The sequence below is a fragment of the Frigoribacterium sp. Leaf172 genome (genome assembly GCF_001424285.1).
Lineage (GTDB): Bacteria > Actinomycetota > Actinomycetes > Actinomycetales > Microbacteriaceae > Frigoribacterium.
Genome location: NZ_LMPB01000002.1, coordinates 1,098,647 through 1,121,827, shown reverse-complemented (window position 1 = coordinate 1,121,827; position 23,181 = coordinate 1,098,647). Strand labels below are relative to the sequence as shown.

The following is a 23,181-nucleotide window of genomic DNA, read 5'->3' as shown; positions in this document are numbered from 1 at the left end:
CTCCTCGGCGGCAGCGGGTAACCTCGTGCGGGTACTCGGAAGGCAGGTGGCACGTGACCGACCACGTCTCGGCGCTCGACCTCTTCTCGATCGGCATCGGCCCGTCGAGCTCGCACACCGTCGGACCCATGCGGGCCGCCCGGCAGTTCCTGCTGGCGGTCGAGGCCGACGGCCGACTCGCCGACGTCGCGAGGGTCGAGGCCGTCCTGTACGGCTCGCTCGCCGCCACCGGCGCGGGGCACGGCACTCCCTCGGCAGTCCTCGCGGGTCTCGCCGGGATGGAGCCGGAGTCGTGCGACCCCGACGTCGTCACCGGGATGCAGAGCTCGGTCGAGCACGGCGGCGGTCTGCGCCTTCTCGGGCGGCACCAGATCGCCTTCGCGCCGAACGACCTCCGCATGGCGCCGCTCACGCGCATGCCCCGGCACCCGAACGCCCTGAGCGTCGAGGCCTTCGACCAGGCCGGTGCGACCGTCGCGCGCGAGGTCTACTTCTCGGTCGGCGGCGGTTTCGTCGTGCGAGACGGCGACGACGACGAGCACGCCGTCCCGACGGCCGAGGCGCCCTTCGCGTTCGTCGACGCCGACGACCTCCTGCGGCTGTGCGACGCCGAGGGGGCCACGATCGCCGAACTCGCCTGGCGCAACGAGGTCGCCCTGCACGGAGCCGAGGGCGCCGCGGCCGGTCTGGCCTCGCGCTGGGCGGCCATGCAGGCGTGCGTCGACGCGGGCCTCGAGGCGACGGGCGTCCTGCCCGGCTGGATGAAGGTCCCGCGCCGCGCCCGCCAGTTCGCGACGATGCTGCGGCAGCACGAGCAGCGGGCGACCGGCTACGCCCTCGGCGGCTCCGCGCTCGAGCAGGGCCGCGCCTCCTCGCTGCTCGTCTCGGACCTGCCCGCGCAGTGGCTGCAGGCCTACGCCATGGCCGTCAACGAGGAGAACGCGGGCGGCGGCCGGGTCGTCACGGCTCCGACCAACGGCGCCGCGGGCATCATCCCGGCCGTCGGCTACTACGCGATGCGGTTCCACGGGGCGACGGTCGACGAGCTCGCCCGCACGTACCTGCTGACGGCGGCGGCGATCGGATCCCTCTACAAGCGCAACGCGTCGATCTCGGGTGCCGAGGCCGGCTGCCAGGGCGAGGTCGGGTCGGCCTCCTCGATGGCGGCCGGCGCGTTGACGGCCCTCCTGGGAGGCACGCCCCGGCAGGTCGAGAACGCCGCCGAGATCGCGATGGAGCACCACCTCGGCCTCACCTGCGACCCGGTCGGCGGATTCGTCCAGGTGCCGTGCATCGAGCGGAACGCCATCGCGGCCGGCACGGCCGTCGCCGCCGCCCGGATGGCGCTGCTGGGTGACGGCAGCCACGTCGTCAGTCTCGACACCGTGATCGAGACCATGCGGCAGACCGGGCGCGACATGAAGGACAGCTACAAGGAGACCAGCCGCGCCGGTCTCGCCGTCAACGTCATCGAGTGCTGAGGGGCGGCCGGCCCGGCGGCTCGGCCGGCGATGACGGCGGCCGCCGTTAGCCTCGACGCATGACCCCGCCTCGCCGACCCGCCACCCGCTCCGTCGCATCGGTCGAGCACGGCACGGACGCACCGCGACTCGACCCGGTCGACCCCCGGGGGCTCGTCGACCTCGGCACCGATCTGCTCGGGGCCCACGACTCCCGCGAGCTCGAGCGCTACATCGACGCCGACCTCACCGACCGCGACCTCGAGGGCACGTCGTTCAGCGACTGCGTGTTCGAGTCACCGCGGCTCGGGGCGACCCGCCTGCGCGGCGCCCGGTTCGTCGAGTCGGTGCTCAGCGACTCGTTCGCCCCCGAGCTCGCGGCCGCCCGGAGCACCTGGCGCGACGTCCGCGTCGAGCGCCCCCGGTGGGGTTCGGCCGAACTGTTCGACGCCGATCTGCGGTCGGTCCGCCTCGTGGGCGGCAAGATCGATTACCTCAACCTGCGGGGCGCTCGGCTCACCGACGTCGTCATCGAGGGGTGCAGCATCGGCGAGCTCGACCTGAGCGGCGCGACGACGATGCGGGTGGCCCTGGTCGACTGCCGGGTGGGTGCGCTCGACGTGACCCGCGCCTCCCTGACCCACACCGATCTCCGCACCACCGACTTCTCGCGCATCGACGGTCTGGCGGGGCTCTCCGGCGCCACCATCGACGACCTCCAGCTGTCGCTGCTCGCCCCCGTCATGGCCGCCCATCTGGGGCTGGTCGTCGACTGAGGGCGTCGCCGTGCGACGCCGTGCTACGCCCACGTCGAACACAGGTGCTGCGCGGGGGTCGCCGGTGCTATCGTCGCAGCCAGAGCAACGCGCTCCGGGGTCAGTGCAAATCTGAACCGGCGGTCACAGTCCGCGACCCGAGGCCTCTCGTCACCGAGGGGCCGAGGTTGAACCGGTGGAATCCCGGTACCGACGGTCATAGTCCGGATGAGAGGCAGCGCGGGCCCGACGACTCGTTCGCGAGCCGCGGGCCGAGGCGACCCCGCGTCGCGTCCCCGGAGAGCACCACGCCGACCGGAGGACGCCATGACCCACCCCACCGCCACAGCCCGCACCGCGCGCGCTGCCGATCCCGCCGCCGCGTCGGCTGCCGCGGAGGCCTCGCCGTCGGCGGATCGCGACGTCGTCGGGCGCACGCGCGGGGCGGTGGTCTGACGTGTTCACCGGACTCGTCGAAGAGCTCGGCAGCGTCGTCCGCGTCGACGATCAGGGCGACAGCGTGCAGTTGACCGTCCGCGGCCCCCTCGCGGTCGCCGACGCCGATCACGGGGACTCCATCTCGGTCAGCGGCGTCTGCCTCACGGTCGTCGAGCACGACGCCGAGACCTTCACCGCCGACGTCATGCGGCAGACCCTCGTCATGAGCACGATCGGCTCCTTCGGCCCCGGCGACGCCGTGAACCTCGAGCGCGCGGCGCGTGTCGGCGACCGTCTCGGCGGGCACATCGTGCAGGGGCACATCGACGGCACGGCCCGCGTCGTCGAGATCGAAGACGGCGACGCCTGGCGGCGCGTGCGCTTCGACCTCTCCGCCGATCTCGCTCCGCTGCTGGTCGACAAGGGCTCGGTGACGCTCGACGGCGTCAGCCTCACGGTCAGCGCCATCAGCGAGCCCGGCGCCGAGCAGGGCTGGTTCGAGGTGAGCCTCATCCCCGAGACCCTCGCCGTCACGACCCTCGGCGCCAAGACGGTCGGCGACGCGGTCAACGTCGAGACCGACGTCCTGGCCCGTCATGTGAGGCGCATGCTGCGTCTCGACGCGATCTCCGCCGAGGCGCGCCCGTGACCGGCCCCGTCGAGAGCGTTCCGACCGCGACCGCCCCCGCTCCGCCGATGGACCCCGAGGAGGCGCGGGTCGACCGGACTCCGGCCCTCGCCTCGATCGAGACCGCGCTCCGGCACCTCCGGCGCGGTCGCCCCGTCATCGTCGTCGACGACGAGTCGCGCGAGAACGAGGGCGACGTCGTCCTCTCCGCCGAGCTGGCCACGCAGGAGTGGCTGGCGTGGACCGTCCGGGTGTCATCCGGCTTCATCTGCGCCCCGATGACGAACGCCGAGGCCGACCGCCTCGATCTGCCCCCGATGGTCGTGCGCAACGAGGACGACCGCGGCACGGCCTACACGGTGAGCGTCGACGCGGCGTCCGGCGTGACCACCGGGATCAGCGCCTCCGACCGGGCCACGACCCTGCGTGCGCTGGCCTCGGCGTCGAGCGTCCGCGACGATCTCCACCGCCCGGGTCACGTCATCCCGCTGCGCGCCCGCGACGGCGGGGTGCGCGAGCGCGACGGTCACACCGAGGCGTCGGTCGACCTGATGCGGGCGGCGGGTCTGCGCCCCGTCGCGGCCATCAGCGAGATCGTCGCCGACGACGGCGAGATGATGCGCCTGGCGGGTCTGCTCGAGCTCGGCGCCCGCGACGGGGTCCCGGTCGTGACCATCGCCGAGCTGATCCGCTGGCTCGGCGACCGGGATCTCGACGATCTCGGCACCCCCGACGACACCGGCACCCCCGACAGCACCATCACCCCCGACGACACCACCAGCGAAGGAGACCGCGCATGAGCGGCGAAGGCTCACCCACCGAACTCGAGGTCGACGGCACGGGGGTGCGCGTCACCATCGTCGCGGGCACCTGGCACCAGACCATCAGCGACGGCCTGCTGGCCGGAGCGCTCGCCGCGGCCGAGCGTCTCGGAGCGACGGCGACCGTGCTGCGCGTCCCGGGCAGCTTCGAACTGCCCGTCGTCGCGAAGGCGGCGCTCGAGAACGGCGCCGATGCCGTCGTGGCCCTCGGCGTCATCATCCGCGGAGGCACCCCGCACTTCGAGTACGTGTCGGACGCCGCGACGTCCGGGCTGCTGCGGGTGAGTCTCGACACGGGCAAGCCCGTCGGCTTCGGCGTGCTCACCCTCGACGACGAGCAGCAGGGACTCGACCGCGCCGGTCTGCCCGGCTCCAAGGAGGACAAGGGCGCCGAGGCCACCCACGCCGCCATCGCCACGGCGGTGCAGCTGAGAACCCTCGCCGCCCCGCGCGCCTGACCCGCGCCTCCTGAACCGCGCCGGCCGGCCCCGCGCCCGGTGGGGCGGGTCCGGCCCGCCGGGCGACGCGACCGGCGGAGGTCGGCCGCTACGCCAGGACCTCGTCGAAGAACGCCCGCATCTGCGCCCACGAGCGTCGGTCGGCGACGGCCTGGTACTGGGCGCCGTGCTCGGGCGAGTCGACCTCGGGCACGGCGAACGCGTGCATGGCGCCGCTGTACGTGACGATCTGCCAGTCGGGCGCTCCGGCGTTCCGCAGCTCGTCCTCGAAGGCGACGACCGCGTCGTCGGGCACGACCGGGTCGGCAGAGCCCGTCATGACCAGGATCGGCGCGGTCACGGCGCCGGGCAGCGCGGGCGCACCGGTCGACAGCCCGCCGTGGAACGAGGCGACCGCCGCCACGGGGGCCCCGGAGCGAGCGAGCTCGAGGGCCGCCGAGCCTCCGAAGCAGTACCCCATGACGGCGATGCGCTCGGGGTCGACCCCCGGCTCGGCCCGCAGGCGCTCGAGGCTCGCGAGCAGGCGGGCGCGGAACGCCTCGACGTCGCCGTACCAGCGACCGGCCTCGGCGGCCGCACCCTCGGGTCCGGGCCGGACGCCCTTCCCGTAGACGTCGCCGGCCAGCGCGACGTACCCGAGGCGGGCGAGCATCCGAGCCCGCACCTTGACGTGGTCGACGACGCCGAACCAGTCGTGGATCACCAGGACGCCGGGCCGCAGCTCGGACGTCGACGTCTCCGACGGCCCCGAGGAGGCACGGGCCGGCCTGGCGAGGAACCCCTCGAGATCGGTGGTCCCGTCGCGGTAGACGACGTCGCCGGCCTCGACGCCACCCGGGTCGGGCACGGTGGCGAGCAGTCGTTCGAGGTCGGGGGAGAGGGTCTGGGGGGAGTCGGTGTCGGTCACGCCGTCACGGTACTCCCGAGCTCAGCCGACGAGCCGGGTGACCGCCTGGCGGACGACCACGCAGCGTCGTTCGTGCGGGCCGGTGTGCAGGTTCGAGGCGTCGGGGGTCACGAACCAGGCGAGGACGAGGCCGAAGACCATCGTCAGCAGCTCGTCGGCGTCCCACTCGGAGGGGATCGCGCCGGCCTGCTGCGCTTCGCGCACCGCCTCGCGACGTGCCTCCAGCTGGTCGTGGTCGACGACTCCCGGGCTGGGCAGCGAGGCGCCCTCGATCTGACCCCAGAGCAGCAGCCGTGCGTCGTCGGGGTTCGTCGCCAGGTGGTCGTACAGGCGCGAGGCCCATCGCGGCAGGTCGTGCGCGTCGAACGGGATCGCGGCCAGCCACCGGTCGATGCTCTCGCCGAGCGTCGCGTCGAAGAGCACGCGCTTGGTGCTGAAGTGCGCGTAGAGGCGCTCCTTGCTGGCCTCGGCCTCGCGCGCGATGGTGTCGATGCGCGCTCCGGCGAGTCCGCGGGCGGCGAACTCCGCTCGCGCGGCATCGAGGAGGCGCTCGCGCGGTGGTGTGGGGCGTCGGGGCATCCCCAGATCATAGGTGCGGCGAGGCTCGGCCCGCGCGTCGATGCGCGGGCCGCCCCGACCACGCCGTCCGCATCGAGGAGGCGCGGTGTCAGCGACCCCCGCCGGTCACGTCGGCGGCCCGTGCCATCGGCACATGGGGGATGGCGTCTTCGATGAACTCGTCACCGTCGACGACGAACCCGAAGCGCGCGTACCAGTCGGCGAGGTGGGCCTGGGCGTCGAGACGGATCAGCCGCCCCTCGCACTCGTCGACGGCTCGACGCATGAGCTGGGCGGCGAGCCCTCGGCCACGGGCCGTCGCGGCGGTGGCGACGCGGCCGATCCGGCGGTCGTCGCCGTCGTGCAGCACGCGGAGGGTGGCGAGAACTGCGTCGTCGCTCTCGGACCACATCTGCAGGGCGTCGGGCTCGAGGTCGCGCCCGTCGAGCTCGGGGTAGGCGCATCGCTGCTCGACGACGAAGACGTCGACGCGGAGGCGCATGAGCGAGTAGAGGGTGGCGGGTGGCATCGCGGCGAGGCGGGCGGTGTGGTGGGTGACGTTCACGGGATCAGGGTATCGGCGGCCTCCGACACGGCCGAACGGGTGAAGCTGGCGGGGGTAGACGGGTGATTCTGCCCCCCTGATGACCCCGTCGAGCGCGACGGTGTGATGGTCTGGGGTGTCGTGCCCGACACGGCATCCCCGTCCGCCCCGACCGACCGACCCCCGCGCGTCCGCGTTCGCGCCTCCCGGAAGACCGATGACCACCGCCCACCCCCGACCGAACAGCCCCGATTCCCCCGACGTCGACGCCGGCGCCGGCGTCGCGAGCGCGTCGCCCGACGGCACCGATCCTCTCGCCGTGGTCGACCCCACCGACCCCATCGACGTCAGGGATCCGCTGGACGCTCCGAGACCGGCGGGCGGGTTCCGCAGCCGCGTCGTCGTCTTCGGCGACGTGCTCGACGACATCATCGTCACCGCGACGACCCCGATGGTCCGCGGCACGGACACCGACGCGCTGATCCGGCACCGGGCCGGCGGCGCGGCCGCGAACACCGCGGCGTGGCTCGGCTCGCTCGGCACCGAGGTCGACTTCGTCGGACGGGTCGGGATCGCCGACCGGCATCGGCACGCGCAGCTGCTCGCGGACGCCGGGGTGGCACCGCGCCTGACCTACGACGCCCATCATCCGACCGGGACGGTCGTCATCACCGTCGACGGCGACGAGTCGTCGATGTACACCGACCGCGGGGCGAGCGCGACCCTCGACCCCGACGAGGTGCCCGACGAGCTGCTGCGCTCGGCGGCCGTCCTGCACGTCACCGGCTACTCGGTCGTCCACTCGCGGACGCCGGTCCCGCTCCGCCGTCTCCTGGCCCGCGCGCGCGACGCCGGCGTCGCCGTCTCGGTCGATCCGGGCAGCAGCGGGTTCATCGACCGGTTCGGCGCCGAGGCGTTCCTCGAGACGGTCCAGGGCGCCGATCTGCTCTTCCCGAGTCCCGCCGAGGGGCGTCTGTTGACGGGCCTCGACACCGAGCACGAGATCGCCGAGTCCCTCGCCGGTCGGTTCGGGGTCGTCTGCGTCGTCCGGGACGACGGAGGCGCGGTGCTCGCCCGTCACGGCCGTCCCGTCGTCGACGTGGCGACCCTCGCCACGCGGATGGTCGACCCGGTGGGTGCCGGAGACGCGTTCGTCGCCGGCTTCATCGACTCGTGGCGCACGAACCGCAAGCCCGGCGTGGCCGCCCGCCGGGGCGCCCGTGCCGCGGCCCGCGCGTTCGCCGTCACCGGCGGTCGCCCGCCCGCCTGAGGAGCGTCGCCCGCGCCTGAGACGCGCGCGCCTCCGGCCGGGCCTCAGTGAGCGGTCTCGGCCCGGACGGTCAGCGTCTGCACGCGGGGCGGGGACTCCGGCGTCAGCCGGATCTCGAAGCGGAGCAGCCCGCGGCGGCCCGCGCGGCGCCAGACCAGATGCGACGGGGCCTTGGACTCGTCGACGGGGGCGTCCGCGACCGTGCCGCGCGCGCCTCCTCGGTCCTCCGCCGGGGCGTCCCCTGCGGCGTCGATCCGGGCGATGCCGCCCACCGCGGCGACGGCCTCCGCCCACTGCCGACGGCGTCGTCCGAGGGGCACGTCGAGCTCGATGTTCTCGGCGAGCCAGTCGCCCGGCTCGTCGTCGCCGAGCACCAGCCCCTCGACGGCGTCGCGGGCGGCGAGCGTCTCGGGCCACGGGGCCGTCGCGACGCGCGACGAGGCCGTCTCGGCCAGCAGCCCGTCGAGGGCGAGGGTGACGGGCACCGACACCTGCGCGTAGGTGGCGTTCTCGAAGCCGATCGCGCCGACGCCCGTGGCGGCGTGCCACCGCATGTGGGCCGAGAAGCCGGGGTACCCGCCCGAGTGCGAGACGATCGCGCCGTGATCCGGGTGGTGCTCGACGAAGAGACCGAGGCCGTACCCGCCGGGGTGCGCGCCGAGGCCGGGGACGAACCGCTGGATCTGCTGCATCTCCCGGCGGGAGGCGCGTGAGAGGACGCCCTCGTGGTCGCCCTCCGCCTCGGGGTCGAACGCCGAGCCGAGCCAGCGCGCCCAGCGCGCGAGGTCGTCGGTCGTGCTGAAGAGCCCGCCGATCGACGAGAACGCGCCCGGACCCGAGAACGGCAGGGGCTCCCATCCGTCGCCGACGCGTCGGTGTCCGACCGCGAGGCCGCCGGCGGCGTCGACGTCGGTCGTGAAGCCGGTCGAGGCGAGTCCGAGCGGTTCGAGGACGTCGCGCTCGATCACCTCGCGGTACGCCCGCCCCGCGGCCTCGGCGATCACGCGGCCGAGCAGGGCGTATCCGAGGTTCGAGTAGGCGAAGGTCGTGCCGGGCACGCTGTCGAAGGTCAGGCCCCGCCGGAGGACGGCGTCGAGACCGGCGTCCGTCAGCGACTCCTGCCGGTCGCCCCACGGGTCGTCGGTGGGGAACCCGGCCGACATCGTCGCGAGCATGCGGATGGTGGGCACCGGCGAATCGGCGGTGGGCAGCGCGACCTCGCGGAACGCCGGGACCCAGTCGGTGACGGGCGCGTCGAGATCGACCTCGCCGGCGTCGCGGAGGGCGAGCAGCGCGGTCGCCGTGAAGCTCTTCGTGCACGACGCGATCCGGTACGCCGTGTCGGGGCCGGGCCTGCGTCCGTCGAGCGTGCCCGATGCGCCGCGGTGGGTCACGCCGTCGCGGTCGAAGGTGGCCCAGACGGCGCTCGGGGCCTTCCGCTCGGTCTCGCGGGCGGCGAAGACCGCGTCGATGCCGGAGGCGCGGGTCGAGCCGGTCACGGCTGCTCGGTCTCGACGGGCGTCCGTCGCATGGTCTCGTACGCGTCGAGCGCTGCCCGGCGCGAGGCCTTGAGGTCCACGAGGGGCTCGGGGTAGTCGTCGTCGTCGACCTCGGGCACCCACCGACGGATGTAGTCGCGATGCTGATCGAACTTGCTCGCCTGCAGCACCGGGTTGAAGACCCGGAAGTACGGTGCGGCGTCGGCGCCCGATCCGGCCGTCCACTGCCAGTTCGCGGGGTTGTTGGCCTCGTCGGCGTCGACCAGGGTGTCCCAGAACCAGGCCTCGCCGACCCTCCAGTCCACGAGCATGTTCTTGATCAGGAAACTCGCCGTCACCATTCTGACGCGGTTGTGCATCCAGCCGGTCAGCCAGAGCTGCCGCATGCCGGCGTCGACGAGCGGCACGCCGGTGCGGCCGTGCCGCCAGGCGTCGATCTCGCTCTCGGGCACGTCGGCCCAGGGGAAGCTCTCGAACTCGGGTCGGTAGCTGACGGTCGCGAGATCGGGCGACGTGAAGAGGATGGTGTGGTTGAACTCGCGCCAGACGACCTCGCGGAGGAACGACTGGGCGCGTTCGCGCGAGGCGTCCGGCAGGGCCCCGCGCATCCGGTGCCAGATCTGGAACGGGCTGATCTCGCCGAACCGGAGGCGCGGCGACAGCCGACTCGTCGCCTCCTGCGCCGGGAAGTCGCGGTCGCCGTAGTCGGCCAGGGCCCCGGTCGCGAAGTCCTCGAGGGTGTCGAGGGCGGCGGCCTCGCCCGGGGTCCAGGTCTCGCGGAGGCCAGCGGCCCAGTCGGGGCGGGTGGGGAGCAGACCCCAGTCGTCGAGGGCGTCGCTCGCCACCGACGCCGCCGGTGCGGTCAGCGACCGGGGCTCGTCGAGCGGCTGACGTGGCTCGGGGCGATCGAGGCAGGCTCGGTAGAACGGGGTGAACACCTTGAAGGGCTGACCCTGGCCGGTCTGGATCGTCCAGGGCTCGAACAGCAGGTTGGCCTGGAAGCTGTCCGCGACGACTCCGCCGTCGCGCAGTCCCGCCTTGAGACCGGCGTCGACCTGACGGGGCCCGTGACCGTACCGACGGTTCCAGAAGACGGCGCCGGCGCCCACGTCGGCGACCAGCTGGGTGATCGCGGCGGCGGCGGCGCCCCGTCGCAGCGTCAACGTCACGCCGATCGCGCGGAGTGACTCGTCGAGGGCCGCGAGGCTGTGGTGCAGCCACCATCGCGACGCACCGCCGAGGGGCCGGACCCCCTCGGACTCGTCGTCGAGCACGTAGACGACCACGACCGGCTCGCCTCGCTCCATCGCAGCGTGCAGGGCGGGGTTGTCGGCCACGCGGAGGTCGTCGCGGAGCCAGACGATCGAGGGTGCGCTCACGCGGGATTCTCCTGGTCGGTGAGGGGTGCCGGACCGCCGCCGGCGAGCAGCCGGGTGCAGAGGTCGGTCAGGGCGACGAGATCGTCGTGGGGGAGGCTGCCGCCCACACGGCGGCGGATGGTGGCGGCGTGGGCGACGGCGGTCCGCCGGTAGAGCTCGTAGCCGTGGTCGGTCAGGGCGACGATGATGCCGCGCGCGTCGGCCGGGTCGTTGAGCTTCTCGACGATGCCTCGGGCGGTCAGGCGGTCGACCATGCGGCTGATGCTCGGCTGCGTGAGCAGCAGGTGGCGGGTCAGATCGCGGATGCGCGCCCGGCGCTCGGGCTGGTTCGACAGGTTGAAGAGCACGTCGTACTCGTTGAACGAGATCTCCTGAGTCGGGAAGCAGTCGTTGAGCTCGCGCATCACGCTCACCTGCGCGCGGAAGAGGGCCTCCCAGGCCCCGACGGCCACGGATGTCTCGCTCATCTCCACCTCGCATTCGTTTCCGTCGAGTCTACGAAGGCAGAGGGGCGCCGTCCCGCCACGCGCCGGTCGATGCGCGGGACGACAGAGGGCCGGTCGCCTGACGGCGACCGGCCCTCTTCCCTTGCACCAAGAGTGTCCTGCGTTCTCGTTCCACCTCCGCCGCCACAGCAAACGACTTCGGTTCGCACAACCTATAACGAATCGGTAACGGGGGTCTAGTCCTCAAGCCAAGGATTCGCTGGGAACCGTCGCCGCGCCTCCTCGGGGAGGCGCCGCGGCGGACCGTCCGGTCTCAGAAGACGTCGGGCGACGGGGTGGAGGCGTGTCGGATCGACACGTCGGCGTGGCGGTCGAACCGGTAACCGGCGCCGCGCACGGTGCGGACGATGTCCTCGAACGCGCCGAGCTTCGACCGGAGGCGTCGCACATGCACGTCGATGGTGCGCTCGTTGGGAACCTCGTCGTCGCCGTCGGCCCACAGGCTCGAGATGAGCTCGGCCCGCTCGATGGTGCGGCCCTCGCGCAGGACGAGGTACTGCAGCAGCTCGAACTCCTTGTAGGTCAGAGGAGCGACGTCCCCGTCGAGCAGCAGTCGCTTGCGGGAGATGTCGACGACCACGCCGCCGCGGGCGCCGGGCTCGTCGTCCTCCTCGACCTCCTGACGGCGCGCGGCGAGGGCCGAGGGGTCGTGCAGGGCCAGCCGCACCACGTCGACGTCGCGGCCACCCGAGTCGCTCGGAGCCAGGGCCACGGCGGCGTGGGTCTCCGCCGAGGGGGCGATCGAGCTCACGAGCGCCTTCAGCTGCGAGACGATGGCGCCGAGGTCCGTGCCGTCGGCGGCGGCCTTGAGCTCGTCGATCCCGACGTAGAGCACGAACCCGCGGGCCTCGGTGCCCTCGGGCACGGCCCGGCGTCGAGGCGACGCCGGGGGAGTCGCGGCGGTCGGGAAGGGGGAGGCCTCGTCGAGGGACGGGGCGGCGCTCAGACGACGGACGGGCGGGATGCTGCGGGCGGCGGTGACGGGACGGTCGAGGGTGAGGGACATGGGTACGCGGATCCTTGCGTGCGGGTGAGGGGTACGCCGCCGACGGTGACGCCATCGTTCGTCGGGGGTGCCGCTCGGTTCGTGTCGGTGCCCGCTGCCGGTCGGGCAGGTCGCGGGCGGTCGATCCCGGAGGATCGAGGGGATGCGCGTCGGAGTGGTGACGCGGGTTCATCCGGGAGTCGGCGGCTCAGCAGCGGGGTGGGGCTGCGAGCTCAGCGTGCTGCGGAAGCAGCGGCGACTCGGCGAGGTGTGGCCGGATCAGGCGCACATTCGACACAGGACGGCGTGCATCGGCATCATCATGCCGGTGCTCCCGGGGGCCTCAACGGAGGTCGGGATGAACACGCTGTCAGTCATGGGCTTGATTGTGTTACAGCGTGCGTCGCGCTGTCAAGCGCCACGCGGTATGAGGCCTAGCGGCCCGGGACGACGAACCGCGCCCCCGGGATCGGGGGCGCGGTCGAGGAGCACCCGCAGGAGGCGCGGGTCGGCGGGCGCGGGTCAGGCGAGCCCGTAGAGGCGGTCGCCCGCGTCTCCGAGCCCGGGGACGATGTAGCCGTTCTCGTCGAGGCGCTCGTCGACGGCGCCGAGCACGACGTGCACGTCGCGTCCGGCCATGGCCTTCTCGACGGCGGCGAGGCCCTCGGGTGCGGCGAGGATGCAGACGGCGGTGACGTCCACGGCGCCGCGGTCGAGCAGGTAGTCGATGGCAGCGATGAGCGAGCCGCCGGTGGCGAGCATCGGGTCGAGCACGAAGCACTGGCGGTTCGAGAGATCGTCGGGCAGGCGCTCGGCGTAGGTCGTGGGCTCGAGCGTCTCCTCGTCGCGCACCATGCCCAGGAACCCGACCTCGGCGGTCGGGACGAGCTTCGTCATGCCCTCGAGCATGCCGAGGCCCGCGCGCAGGATCGGGACGACGAGCGGACGCGGCTGGCTGATCTCGAGACCGGTGGTGGGACCGACCGGGGTGACGATGTCGACGGGCGTCGTCCGCACGTCGCGCGTGGCCTCGTAGGCCAGGAGGGTGACGAGCTCTTCGGTCAGGGCCCGGAAGGTCGGTGACGGCGTGTTCTCGTCACGGAGCACGGTCAGCTTGTGGGTGATCAGGGGATGGTCCGCTACGTGCACTCGCATAGGCTCAACGCTAGCGGAGTCGACCGGCCCGCACCGCCGTCAGAGAGGCCGCCGAGGCGTGATCGCGCATCCCCCCGTGTTCGACGACTGGATGGGCCTGGCGCTCGCCGAGGCCGATGCGTGCCGCGTGTCGGACGACGTCCCCGTCGGCGCCGTCGTCGTCGACGCGTCGGGCGTCGTGATCGCCACGGGGCGGAACGAGCGCGAGCTGCGGCGCGACCCGACGGCGCACGCCGAGGTGCTCGCTCTGCGCGAGGCCGCCCGCGCGACCGGCGACTGGCAGCTCACGGACGTGACCCTGGTCGTGACCCTCGAACCGTGCCCGATGTGCGCCGGGGCGATCCTGGCCGCGCGCGTGCCGAGGGTCGTGTTCGGCGCCTGGGACGACAAGGCCGGTGCGGCGGGCAGCGTGTACGACATCGCCCGCGACCGTCGTCTGCCGCATCGGTCGGAGGTCGTCGCCGGCGTCCGCGAGCCCGAGTGCCGCGCCCGTCTCGACGACTTCTTCGCCGCCCGCCGCTGATCCCGGTACGGCGTCGGGCGCGACAGCCGAGGAGGCGCGGTGTCAGTCCGCGGCGCGGATGACGATCGCGTCCGTGGGCGGGTCGACGCGACCGGGCCGGACCCACACGTCGGGCTCGACGTAGATGACGCGGGCGATCGGCACGGCGGCGCGGATGCGCGTCTCGACGGCGTTGATGGCGCTCGAGACGTCGGCCAGGACGGTGCGTCCCGGCATGGCGACCTTGACGCCGACGAGCAGCTCGTCGGGGCCGAGGTAGAGGGTCTTCATGTGGATGATCGTCTCGACCTCGGGTCCGTCGGTGATGGCGGCGCGGATCTTCGCGACGTCGTCCGCCGAGGCGCCCTCGCCGACGAGCAGGCTCTTCGTCTCGATGCCGAGGATGACCGCGACGGCCACGAGCAGGACGCCGATCGCTAGCGTGCCGATGGCGTCGAAGACGCCGTCGCCGGTGATCCAGGTCAGGACGACGCCGATCATCGCGAACGACAGTCCGAGCAGTGCGGCGGCGTCCTCGAGCAGCACGACGGGCAGCTCGGGCGCCTTCGCGCGGCGGACGAACGAGACCCAGCTCTGCTGGCCCTTGCTCGGTCGCGACTCGCGCACGGCGGTGCGGAGCGAGAAGCCCTCGAGGGCGAGCGAGACGGCGAGCACGAGGACGGGCAGCCAGGGCACCTCGAGCGGGTGGGGCTCGCGCAGCTTCTCGACGCCCTCGTAGAGCGAGAACACCCCGCCGACGCTGAACAGGATGATCGAGACCACGAACGCGTAGACGTACCGCTCGCGCCCGTAGCCGAACGGGTGCTCGGCGTCGGCCGCCTTCTTGGCCTTCCGACCGCCGAGCAGCAGGAGCACCTGGTTGCCGGAGTCGGCCAGCGAATGGACCCCCTCGGCGAGCATCGACGACGAGCCCGAGAAGGCCCAGGCGACGAACTTCGTGACGGCGATGCCCAGATTCGCGCCGAGCGCCGCGATGATCGCCTTGTTGCCGCCGGAAGTGCTCATGTCGTCGATCCCCTCGTGTGTCCGCGTCGATCTTAGGATGGCCTGATGGTCACCACGCTCCCCACGACAGCGATTCTCGGCGCCGGCTCCATGGGAGGCGCGATCCTGTCCGGTCTGCTGCGACCGGGGGTCGAGGTCGACGGCGGCGTCCGGGTCACCAACCGCACCGAGGCGAAGGCCGTCGCGCTGCGGCACGGCCCGGTCACCTCGCTGGCGACCGAGAGCGACCCGCGCGCCAACGCGTCGGCCGTCGTCGGCGCCCGGCTCGTGCTGATCGGCGTGAAGCCGCACATGGTCGTCGACCTCCTGACCGAGATCGGACCGGTGCTCGACCCGGGGGCGGTCGTGGTCAGCCTGGCCGCCGGCGTCACCACGGCCACGATGGAGGCGGCCCTCCCTCCGACCGTCTCGGTCCTGCGCTCGATGCCCAACACCCCGTCGGTCGTCGGGCTCGGGGTCACGGGCCTCAGCGCGGGCTCGCGGTCCAGCGACGACGACCTGGCGCTCGCCCGGTCGCTCTTCGAGGTCGTCGGCGAGGTCGTCGTGGTCGACGAGGACCGCATCGACGCTCTCAGCACGATCTCGGGCTCCGGCCCCGCCTACGTGTTCCTGCTCATCGAGAGGCTGCAGGAGGCGGCGGTCGGCCTCGGCTTCACCCCCGCGCAGGCCGCCACGATGGTCCAGGGCACCTTCCGAGGTGCGAGCGAACTGCTCGCGACGAGCGACCTGCTGCCCGCCCACGACGCCCCCGCCGAGCTCCGGCGCCGCGTGACGAGCCCGGGCGGCACGACCGAGCGCGCCGTCGCCGTGCTCGACGACGCCGGGCTCGCCGACCTGTTCGACCGGGCGACCGCCGCGGCGCTCGAGCGCAACCGGGAGATCGCCGAGGGCCGCTGAGCTCGTCGACCCGCGCCTCCTCGGCTGCGGGTCGAGAGGGGTCTCCGCGGATCGGGAGGGATCTCAGCGGGTCGCGGCGGTGTCAGCCCTCGAGAGCGGCGAACCGCTCGATGGCCGCGCTGTCGCCCGAGACGATGATCAGATCGTGGTTGCTGATCACGGTGTCGGGGGTGGCCTCGCTGAATGCGCCGCCGGGGCTCTTGACGCCCACGATGGTGACGCCGTACTTCTTGCGGATGTTCGAGGCCGCGAGGGTCGACCCGCGGACGGGCTTCGGCGGGTACATCTTGACGATGGCGAAGGCGTCGTCGAACTCGATGTAGTCGAGCAGACGACCCGAGACCAGGTGCGCGACGCGCTCGCCGGCCTCGCGTTCGGGGTAGATGACGTGGTTCGCGCCGATGCGCGCGAGGATCTTGCCGTGCGACTGGCTGATGGCCTTCGCCCAGATCTGCGGCACCTTGAGGTCGACGAGGTTCGCGGTGATCAGGACGCTCGCCTCGATCGACGAGCCGACGGCCACGACGGCGATCGAGAAGTCCTGCGCGCCGATCTGCTTCAGGGCGTCGATGCTGCGCGCGTCGGCCTGCACGGCGTGCGTGACGCGGTCGGCCCACTTCTGCACGAGACCGGCGCTGGTGTCGACGGCGAGCACGTCGCGGTCCTGTCGCTCGAGCTGGCCCGCGGTCGCCGCGCCGAACCGGCCGAGGCCGATGACGAGGACGGGGGCGTCGTGCTTGATCTTGTCAACCAACGATCGGTCGCTCCTCGGGTCGCGTGAACAGCTGGCGTCGCTGGCTGGCTGCCAGGGCGACGGAGAGTGTCACTGTACCAACGCGGCCCATCCACATCGTGGTCGCGAGGATGTACTTGCACGAGTCGGGCAGCTCGGTCGTCAGGCCGGTCGACAGGCCCGACGTCGCGAAGGCGGAGATCACCTCGAACAGCACGTGCTCGAGGGGCTCCTTCGTGATGTGCATGATGAGGATGCTCGCGACGGCCACGATGGTGGCGCCCCAGAGCACGACGCTGACCGACAGACGCAGCACGTCGCTCGGGATCCGCCGGCCGAAGGCCTCCATCGAGCGGTTGCCGCGGGCCTCGGCGAACGCGGCCAGGAACAGCACGGCGAGGGTGGTCACCTTGATGCCTCCGGCCGTCGAGGCCGAGCCGCCGCCGATGAACATCAGCATGTCGGTGACGAGCAGGGAGGATCCGTTCAGGTCGCCGATGTCGATCGTCGAGAACCCGCCGGAACGGGTCATCTGACTGAGGAACAGCGACTGGAAGATCGTCGGGAAGGCGGCGATGCCGCCGAAGGTGTCGGGGTTGTCGAACTCGAGCACGATGAACAGCAGGGCCCCCGCGAAGAGCAGGACGAAGCTCGTGACGAGGGTCAGCTTCACGTGCACCGACCAGCGGCGGGGATGCCAGGGGTTCCGGGCCAGGGCGTAGATGACGGGGAACCCGATGCTGCCGAGGAACACGCCGATCATGATCAGCGTCAGGAACCAGTAGTCGTTCTCGAACGGGGCGAGACCCTCGGCGTTCGGCGAGAAGCCCGTGTTCGTGAAGGCCATCGCCGAGTAGTAGAAGCTGTCGAGCACGGAGTCGCCGAGCGGGATGCCGTCGATCACGAGACGGGGGATCAGCAGCAGCGCGATCACGGTCTGGATGACCGCCGAGCTCAGCGCGACGGTGGCGAGCAGCCCGCCGACCTCGCCGAGCCGCACGGCCTGCCCCTCGGGCACCGGACCCGCGTGCACGCGCAGGGGGTTGCTGTCGGAGGCGGCCATCAGACGGGCGCGCAGGCCCAGCTTGCGCGACACGACGAGACCCATGATCGACGCGAGCGTCAGGACGCCGATGGCGCCGATCTGCACGCCCACGAAGATGACCACGTGCCCGAAGAGCGACCAGTGCGTCGCCATGTCGACGGTGGCCAGACCCGTGACGCAGATGACCGACACGGCCGTGAAGAGCGAGTCGGCGAGGGGCGTCGCGCGACCGTCGGCGGCGGCGACGGGCAACGAGAAGATCGCCGTGAAGACGAGGATCAGACCGGTGAAGATCATGATCGCGAAACGCGCGGGCGAGTGCCGCCCGATGTCGTCGACGTAGTCGGTGATGCGGCGGACCGGGCCGCGGCCCGAGGAACGGACGGGACCCTGTCGGATCGCTCGGGGGATGCGCCGGGAGGCGGAGGAGGCGCGCGTCACGTGAAGATGGTACTCCGGGGTGGTCGTCGTTACTGTGGCAGCATGCCTGACCTCTTCGCCGTGATCGCCGACGGGACCCGCCGAGACCTCCTGGCGGTGCTGCTCGAGGCCCGAGCCGCAGGCGAGTCGGCCACCGGCGACGTCTCGGTCGGCGAGCTGGTCACCCGCCTCGGCATCAGCCAGCCCACGGTCTCGAAGCACCTGCGCGTGCTGCGCGACGCGGGGCTCGTGCACGTGCGCGAGGGCGGGCAGCACCGCTTCTACGGCATCGACACCGAACCCCTCGAGGCGATCGAGGACTGGCTCATCCCGTTCCTCGGGGCCGAGGTGGAGGTCGACGCCTCGGTGGCCGGGGCGTTCGCGGCCTGGGCGGGAGCCGGCGTGCCCGCCCCCATCCGCCGGGCCGCCGAGAGCATCCCCGACGCGGGCGACGTGGGGAGCTCGCTGGGACGCGCGGTCGCCGATGCGCAGCACCGCGCCTCCTCGGCCCTGCACGACGCCACGAACGTGCTCGACGAGCGCGTGATCGTGCCGGTCCGCAAGCGGCTGGGCCGCGGCGCCTGACCGTTGCACGACGCCTCGCGCGCCCCTAGAGTGACCACCAGGCGCACCAGTCACATGGGCGCGCCTGCGCGCTCGGGGGTCCCCGGGCCGAGACGAGGGGGAGACATGGCGGACGACCTGTCGGACGTGAGGTTCCTCACGGTGGCCGAGGTGGCCGACATGATGCGCGTGTCGCGCATGACGGTCTACCGGATGGTCCACTCGGGCGAGCTCCCCGCGATCCGGTTCGGACGCTCGTTCCGTGTTCCCGAGTCGGCGGTGGCGGCAGTGCTCCGCATCGGCGTCGCCGACGTCGGCTGACTCGCTTCGACTTTCGGCGGCGGCCCTAGTAGACTGCCCCGAGGTATTTTTCCGCGGTTCTGTTTCGGACCCGGTCGGTCCAATCCAGAAATCAGTGAGGTCTCTATGGGTTCTGTCATCAAGAAGCGTCGTAAGCGCATGGCGAAGAAGAAGCACCGCAAGCTGCTTCGCAAGACTCGTCACCAGCGACGCAACAAGAAGTAGTCGCACCACCGTCGATGCCCCCGCAGGCCCAGTGCCTGCGGGGGCATCGACGCGTCCGCCCCTTGCTAACGTGGGTCCGTGACCGCACCGAGAATCACCCTGCTCACCAAGCCCGGCTGCCATCTCTGCGACGAGGCGCGCGGCGTCCTCGACGGGGTGCTCGCCGAGAGCGAGTTCGCGGCGGCCTCCCTCGGCTACCGAGAAGAGAACATCCTCACCGACGCCGCCCTGCGCGACGCGTATGCCGAGGAGATCCCCGTCGTGCTCATCGACGACCGCGTGCACACGATCTGGCGAGTCGAGCCCGAGCGGCTGCGCGCGGCGCTGCGCCGTGCCATCCCGGGGGCCCGCCTGGCCTAGTCGCGGAGCCGGGCGACGGACTCGCCGCCGGGTCAGGGGCGGCGGAGGGTCTCGCGGGGGTACTCGCCGAACTCCGCGGCATAGGCCGCCGAGAAGCGCCCCGCGTGGCCGAAGCCCCAGGCCGACGCGACGTCGGCGATGTGCGTGATGTCGGGGTTCGAGCGCAGGAGCTCCTCTCGGACCTTCTGCAGCCTCACCTGTCGGATGTAGCCGTGCGGGGTCGTCTCGAACAGGCGCTGGAACGCCTGCTGGAGTCCTCTCGCGCTCAGGTCGGCGGCACGCGCCACCTCGACCGGAGTCAACGGCAGGTGCGCGTTCTCGTGGACGAACTCGACGGCCGTGCGGATCCGTGCGTTCTTCGGCAGCAGCAGCTCCGGCGGGAGGCGCGTCTCGTCCTGGGGGTAGAGCTCCAGAAGCGACAGACCGGCCAGGCGCCCCATCTCGGCCTGAAGGAGGGGGCTGGCGTTCAGATCCAGGACGCTGCGGGAGATCAGGCTGACGCTGTTCCGCCACAGTCGCATGGCCTGCGGGCCCGGATCGGCCCGGTGGTCGAAGGTCAACGACCGAGCGGGGATGCCCTGCTCTTCAGCCAGCTGCTCGACAAGGCGGCGGTTCATCTGGACCAGTCGCTGGTCGTAGTCCTGGAACCGGAATCGGAACGCCTGCTGCGGCCACATCCTGGCCTGACCCGGCACGAGCGAGATCTCGTCTCGGCCGACGTCGAGGACCCCCTGCCCCTTGGTGATCCATTGGATGACGATGTCGTCGCCGGCGGCCATCTCGCCGATGAGCAGGCCCTCGAACTGGACGTTCCGCAGGGTCATGGCGCCGTCGCCCGCCGCCTGATAATGGAACGAGAAGTCGTTCTCGGTACGGTCTGCGCGCCACTCCACACCGGCGTAGGCCGCGGCGAGGACGTCTCTGGCGACGTCGAGGTCCGTGCCTCGTTCGTCTATCCGTATGCGCTCAGGCTTGTCATCGTTCACCGAGGCCCATTCTGGCATGCGGGGTGGCTCCCCGGTGGTCCGAATGTCCGCGGAGGGCGCCTAGAACGTGTCGGACGACTCGTAGACCGACAGGAGCATGGCCGCAGCCGTCCGGGCCGTCCGGACGGGGGCCGGCGACTCCTTCGCCCGCACCGTCAGGGCGGCCCCCTCGAGCAGCAGCACGAGGGCGTCGCTCATGAACACCGGATATCCGGCTCGGGCGCAGAGGGAGGTCATGAGGTGCTCCACCTCGACCAGATGACCCGAGGCGAGGGCCGTGGCGACGTTCTGCCCGGTGCCGACACCCGTGAGACACGGGCAGCAGCCCGCCTGATCGTGCTCGATGTAGAGGAACACCTCGAGGATCTGATCGCGGGGGTCCGCCTCCGCGGTCAGCGAAGCGAGGAGATCGCGGAACCAGGCCTGGTGTCTCGCCTCGCACACCGCCTGCACGAGGTCGCTGCGCGTGGCGAAGACGCTGCGCAACCGGTCGAGGGAGAGCCCGGCGCTGCGGGCGACCGACGCCGGGGTGAGCCGCGTGAAGGATCCCGTTCCGACCATCTCCTCGGCCGCGGTCAGCACAGCGTCCCGATCGGCGGAGGCGGTGCTGAGGTGGGGCAAGGGGGCTCATTCATGGTCACTCGTGGAGAGTTGCGTCGCCATCCACTGTAGGTGTCCGCGTCGGACCACGCCCGTCGTGTATCCCCGTTCGGTGGTCACCGAGCCGCGCTGTCCCGAATGCGCCCCCGCCCCGGAGTCTCAGACGGTCCGCGGAGACCGGCGACGGCCCAGGATGACGCCGAGACCGATCATCCCCACGGCGAGGACGAAGTGCAGCCAGTCGTCGGCCGTGTTCAGCGGCACAAAGTTCGCCTGGCTGTCCTTGTCGATGACGAGGCCGTAGATCCAGAGCACCGCGTAGACGATCCCGCCGACGATCAGGTAGAGCTTCGACGCCTTGACCGTGCGCGCGAGCGCGACACCGGCGATGCCGAACAGGAGGTGCACGATGTTGTGGAGCACCGAGACCTGGAACAGACCCAGCAGCATCGCGCCGGAGCCGTGTCCGGCGCCGTGCAGGTCCCCCACGTCGGTGGTGAGGCCGGGGACGAACCCGGCGACCCCCACCACCAGGAACACCACGCCGACGATCAGCGACGCCTTCTGCACGGGCGTCTCGGCGACGGGGCGACGGTCGCGGGCGTCGGAGGGTGAACTGGTCATCAGGGACTCCTTCGAGTTGACGTTCGCAGGGCGGTTCTCCTTGCTCCGGCCGACGGTAGGCGGCGATCGGAGGCGGATCCGGGGGTTGCACGACTCGTCTGGGCGCGGTAGTGAGACGGCCCGGACGAGAGAGAGCCCGCGCATCCGGGATGCGCGGGCTCTCTCTCGTGGAGCGTCTGCTCGAGGCGTCGTCTACGGCGTCAGGCGGGTGGGTCCGCGGAACAGGTAGGTCACCTCGCGGAGATTGGGCTGGTGCAGCATGAGCATCAGCACGCGGGCGAGGCCCATGCCGAAACCGCCGTGCGACGGGGCCCCGTACCGGAAGAAGTCGAGATAGCCGCCGAGCTCCTCCGGCTTCATGCCCTTCTCGCGGATCTGCGCCTCGAGCACGTCCACGCGGTGCTCGCGCTGCGCGCCGGTCGTGATCTCGGTGCCGTTGTAGATGAGGTCGTAGCTCTTGGTCAGCTGCGGGTCGTCCTCGTGACGCATGTGGTAGAACGGCCGGATCGAAGCGTCGTAGTCCGTGAGGAACACGAAGTCGTGGTCGTGGATCTCCTTGACGTAGGCCGCGATCTGCCGCTCGCCCTCGGGGTCCATGTCGGCGTCGGCCCGGGGGACGACGTAGCCGCGTTCGGCGACGATCCGCTTCGCCTCGGCGAGCGGGATGCGGGGGAACGGCCTCGAGGGCACGACGAGGTCGACGTCGAAGAGCTCCTTGATCTCGGCCCCGTGCTTCTCGACGACCGCGGTGAAGGCGGCGACGAGCAGCTCCTCCTGCATGGCCATGACGTCTTCATGGCTCTCGATGTAGCTGATCTCGGCGTCGACGCTGGTGTACTCGGTCGCGTGACGCGAGGTGAACGACGGGTCGGCGCGGAACACGGGCGCGATCTCGAAGATCCTCCCGAAGCCGGCGCTCTGAGCCATCTGCTTGAAGAACTGAGGGCTCTGCGCGAGGAACGCGCTGCCCTCGAAGTAGTCGATCTTGAACAGCTCGGCGTTCGACTCGCTCGCCGACGCCATGATCTTGGGGGTGTGGATCTCGATGTAGTCGCGCTCCACCCAGTAGGTGCGCATCGCGTGCTCGAGGGTGGTCTGAACGCGGAAGATCAACGCGTTGCGCGGCACCCGCAGATCGAGGAACCGCCAGTCCATGCGCTTGTCGATGCCGCTGTCGGCGGCGATCGGCGTCTCGGGGTCGGCCGCCGAGTCGACCACGAGGGTCTCGATCCGCACCTCGATGCCGCCGAGCTTGACGCGCTCGTCGTGCTTGAGCGCCCCGGTCACGGTCACGAAGCTGCCCTGGGCGAGACCGGAGATCGCGTCGGCGATCTCGTCGACCTCGCCGTTCGCCTCGAGGACGTCGGCGGCCGTCCGCGGGCGGACCAGCTGCACGGCGCCCGACTCGTCGCGGAGGACGACGAACTGCACCTTCTTCTGATCGCGGACGGTATCGACCCAACCCGCCACCGTCACGGTGCCGTCGGGGAGGGGGGAGAGGTCCTTGATGGGGGTGCGTTCGATCACGAGGCCGAC

The 23,181-nt window shown here is 71.9% G+C and carries 27 protein-coding genes, 1 pseudogene and 1 riboswitch; of the genes and pseudogenes, 13 read left to right on the top strand and 15 right to left on the bottom strand.

What is annotated here, in order from left to right; translation table 11 throughout:
- Positions 1–53: 53 nt before the first annotated feature.
- The 6 genes and pseudogenes from ASF89_RS11500 to ribH all read left to right on the top strand — a co-directional run bounded on the left by ASF89_RS11500 (position 54) and on the right by ribH (position 4,560).
- Positions 54–1,481, top strand: coding sequence for an L-serine ammonia-lyase (locus ASF89_RS11500; protein WP_055814633.1), 1,428 nt, complete (start codon positions 54–56; stop codon positions 1,479–1,481).
- Positions 1,482–1,540: 59 nt separating this feature from the next.
- Positions 1,541–2,236: a pentapeptide repeat-containing protein gene (locus ASF89_RS11495; RefSeq protein WP_082489945.1), complete on the top strand. Its 696-nt coding sequence runs from the start codon at positions 1,541–1,543 to the stop codon at positions 2,234–2,236.
- Between the two features lie 86 nt (positions 2,237–2,322).
- Positions 2,323–2,460: riboswitch (FMN riboswitch) on the top strand.
- Between the two features lie 82 nt (positions 2,461–2,542).
- Positions 2,543–2,671, top strand: a complete 129-nt coding sequence (locus ASF89_RS16195) for a hypothetical protein (RefSeq protein ID WP_255354987.1) — start codon at positions 2,543–2,545, stop codon at positions 2,669–2,671.
- Between the two features lies 1 nt (position 2,672).
- The gene (locus ASF89_RS11490) at positions 2,673–3,302 is read left to right on the top strand and encodes a riboflavin synthase (protein WP_055814630.1); all 630 of its coding nucleotides are present in this window, start codon (positions 2,673–2,675) and stop codon (positions 3,300–3,302) included.
- A gap of 47 nt (positions 3,303–3,349) precedes the next feature.
- A pseudogene (gene ribB, locus ASF89_RS11485) lies at positions 3,350–3,991 on the top strand (3,4-dihydroxy-2-butanone-4-phosphate synthase); the annotation flags it as partial.
- An 86-nt stretch (positions 3,992–4,077) separates the two neighbouring features.
- The gene (gene ribH / locus ASF89_RS11480) at positions 4,078–4,560 is read left to right on the top strand and encodes a 6,7-dimethyl-8-ribityllumazine synthase (RefSeq protein WP_055814627.1); all 483 of its coding nucleotides are present in this window, start codon (positions 4,078–4,080) and stop codon (positions 4,558–4,560) included.
- 88 nt (positions 4,561–4,648) lie between these two features.
- Here ribH and ASF89_RS11475 read toward each other — a convergent pair whose 3' ends face one another.
- The 3 genes from ASF89_RS11475 to ASF89_RS11465 form a co-directional block, all read right to left on the bottom strand.
- Positions 4,649–5,467 (bottom strand): dienelactone hydrolase family protein, encoded by an 819-nt coding sequence (locus ASF89_RS11475; RefSeq protein WP_055795717.1) that lies wholly within the window; start codon positions 5,465–5,467, stop codon positions 4,649–4,651.
- Positions 5,468–5,488: 21 nt separating this feature from the next.
- Positions 5,489–6,046 (bottom strand): TetR family transcriptional regulator, encoded by a 558-nt coding sequence (locus ASF89_RS11470; protein WP_055795719.1) that lies wholly within the window; start codon positions 6,044–6,046, stop codon positions 5,489–5,491.
- An 88-nt stretch (positions 6,047–6,134) separates the two neighbouring features.
- On the bottom strand, positions 6,135–6,590 hold the full coding sequence (locus ASF89_RS11465; RefSeq protein WP_235484086.1) for a GNAT family N-acetyltransferase: 456 nt from the start codon (positions 6,588–6,590) through the stop codon (positions 6,135–6,137).
- A gap of 196 nt (positions 6,591–6,786) precedes the next feature.
- Between ASF89_RS11465 and ASF89_RS11460 the strand changes: the two genes are divergently transcribed.
- Positions 6,787–7,839 (top strand): carbohydrate kinase family protein, encoded by a 1,053-nt coding sequence (locus ASF89_RS11460; protein WP_082489944.1) that lies wholly within the window; start codon positions 6,787–6,789, stop codon positions 7,837–7,839.
- 44 nt (positions 7,840–7,883) lie between these two features.
- On the opposite strand, the gene ASF89_RS11455 is transcribed toward ASF89_RS11460, so the two are convergent.
- The 5 genes from ASF89_RS11455 to upp form a co-directional block, all read right to left on the bottom strand.
- Positions 7,884–9,338, bottom strand: coding sequence for a serine hydrolase (locus tag ASF89_RS11455; protein ID WP_055814624.1), 1,455 nt, complete (start codon positions 9,336–9,338; stop codon positions 7,884–7,886).
- A complete protein-coding gene (locus ASF89_RS11450) occupies positions 9,335–10,717 on the bottom strand; it encodes a deoxyribodipyrimidine photo-lyase (protein WP_055814620.1) in 1,383 nt (460 codons plus the stop codon). The genes ASF89_RS11455 and ASF89_RS11450 overlap by 4 nt, the downstream gene beginning before the upstream one ends.
- Positions 10,714–11,184: a MarR family winged helix-turn-helix transcriptional regulator gene (locus ASF89_RS11445; RefSeq protein WP_055798130.1), complete on the bottom strand. Its 471-nt coding sequence runs from the start codon at positions 11,182–11,184 to the stop codon at positions 10,714–10,716. The genes ASF89_RS11450 and ASF89_RS11445 overlap by 4 nt, the downstream gene beginning before the upstream one ends.
- A 292-nt stretch (positions 11,185–11,476) precedes the next feature.
- The gene (locus ASF89_RS11440; protein ID WP_082489942.1) at positions 11,477–12,229 is read right to left on the bottom strand and encodes a winged helix-turn-helix domain-containing protein; all 753 of its coding nucleotides are present in this window, start codon (positions 12,227–12,229) and stop codon (positions 11,477–11,479) included.
- A 501-nt stretch (positions 12,230–12,730) separates the two neighbouring features.
- Positions 12,731–13,363, bottom strand: a complete 633-nt coding sequence (gene upp, locus ASF89_RS11435; RefSeq protein WP_055814617.1) for a uracil phosphoribosyltransferase — start codon at positions 13,361–13,363, stop codon at positions 12,731–12,733.
- A 91-nt stretch (positions 13,364–13,454) separates the two neighbouring features.
- Here upp and ASF89_RS11430 point away from each other — a divergent pair, with 91 nt between their 5' ends.
- Complete coding sequence (locus tag ASF89_RS11430; RefSeq protein ID WP_055798136.1) at positions 13,455–13,886, top strand: nucleoside deaminase; 432 nt, start codon at positions 13,455–13,457, stop codon at positions 13,884–13,886.
- Between the two features lie 42 nt (positions 13,887–13,928).
- On the opposite strand, the gene ASF89_RS11425 is transcribed toward ASF89_RS11430, so the two are convergent.
- Positions 13,929–14,891, bottom strand: a complete 963-nt coding sequence (locus tag ASF89_RS11425; protein WP_055814614.1) for a cation diffusion facilitator family transporter — start codon at positions 14,889–14,891, stop codon at positions 13,929–13,931.
- Between the two features lie 45 nt (positions 14,892–14,936).
- On the opposite strand from ASF89_RS11425, the gene proC reads away from it, so the two are divergent.
- Positions 14,937–15,788: a pyrroline-5-carboxylate reductase gene (gene proC, locus ASF89_RS11420; protein ID WP_055814611.1), complete on the top strand. Its 852-nt coding sequence runs from the start codon at positions 14,937–14,939 to the stop codon at positions 15,786–15,788.
- A gap of 82 nt (positions 15,789–15,870) precedes the next feature.
- Here proC and ASF89_RS11415 read toward each other — a convergent pair whose 3' ends face one another.
- Both ASF89_RS11415 and ASF89_RS11410 read right to left on the bottom strand, forming a co-directional pair.
- Complete coding sequence (locus tag ASF89_RS11415) at positions 15,871–16,542, bottom strand: TrkA family potassium uptake protein (RefSeq protein ID WP_055795729.1); 672 nt, start codon at positions 16,540–16,542, stop codon at positions 15,871–15,873.
- Positions 16,535–17,917 (bottom strand): TrkH family potassium uptake protein, encoded by a 1,383-nt coding sequence (locus ASF89_RS11410; protein ID WP_055798139.1) that lies wholly within the window; start codon positions 17,915–17,917, stop codon positions 16,535–16,537. The genes ASF89_RS11415 and ASF89_RS11410 overlap by 8 nt, the downstream gene beginning before the upstream one ends.
- 132 nt (positions 17,918–18,049) lie before the next feature.
- Here ASF89_RS11410 and ASF89_RS11405 point away from each other — a divergent pair, with 132 nt between their 5' ends.
- The 4 genes from ASF89_RS11405 to ASF89_RS11395 all read left to right on the top strand — a co-directional run bounded on the left by ASF89_RS11405 (position 18,050) and on the right by ASF89_RS11395 (position 19,435).
- On the top strand, positions 18,050–18,571 hold the full coding sequence (locus tag ASF89_RS11405; protein ID WP_082475057.1) for a helix-turn-helix transcriptional regulator: 522 nt from the start codon (positions 18,050–18,052) through the stop codon (positions 18,569–18,571).
- A 105-nt stretch (positions 18,572–18,676) separates the two neighbouring features.
- Positions 18,677–18,871, top strand: coding sequence for a helix-turn-helix domain-containing protein (locus tag ASF89_RS11400; RefSeq protein WP_055795730.1), 195 nt, complete (start codon positions 18,677–18,679; stop codon positions 18,869–18,871).
- 105 nt (positions 18,872–18,976) lie between these two features.
- On the top strand, positions 18,977–19,075 hold the full coding sequence (locus ASF89_RS15425) for a 30S ribosomal protein bS22 (protein WP_003792170.1): 99 nt from the start codon (positions 18,977–18,979) through the stop codon (positions 19,073–19,075).
- A gap of 78 nt (positions 19,076–19,153) precedes the next feature.
- A complete protein-coding gene (locus ASF89_RS11395; protein WP_055795731.1) occupies positions 19,154–19,435 on the top strand; it encodes a glutaredoxin family protein in 282 nt (93 codons plus the stop codon).
- 32 nt (positions 19,436–19,467) lie between these two features.
- On the opposite strand, the gene ASF89_RS11390 is transcribed toward ASF89_RS11395, so the two are convergent.
- From ASF89_RS11390 to aspS, 4 genes are all read right to left on the bottom strand, one after another.
- On the bottom strand, positions 19,468–20,421 hold the full coding sequence (locus tag ASF89_RS11390; RefSeq protein ID WP_162240693.1) for a helix-turn-helix transcriptional regulator: 954 nt from the start codon (positions 20,419–20,421) through the stop codon (positions 19,468–19,470).
- A gap of 60 nt (positions 20,422–20,481) precedes the next feature.
- Positions 20,482–21,042, bottom strand: a complete 561-nt coding sequence (locus ASF89_RS11385) for a TetR/AcrR family transcriptional regulator (protein WP_055814608.1) — start codon at positions 21,040–21,042, stop codon at positions 20,482–20,484.
- A gap of 138 nt (positions 21,043–21,180) precedes the next feature.
- The gene (locus ASF89_RS11380) at positions 21,181–21,645 is read right to left on the bottom strand and encodes a DUF4383 domain-containing protein (protein WP_055814606.1); all 465 of its coding nucleotides are present in this window, start codon (positions 21,643–21,645) and stop codon (positions 21,181–21,183) included.
- 192 nt (positions 21,646–21,837) lie between these two features.
- On the bottom strand, positions 21,838–23,172 hold the full coding sequence (aspS, locus tag ASF89_RS11375) for an aspartate--tRNA(Asn) ligase (protein ID WP_055814602.1): 1,335 nt from the start codon (positions 23,170–23,172) through the stop codon (positions 21,838–21,840).
- Between the last annotated feature and the right edge of the window lie 9 nt (positions 23,173–23,181).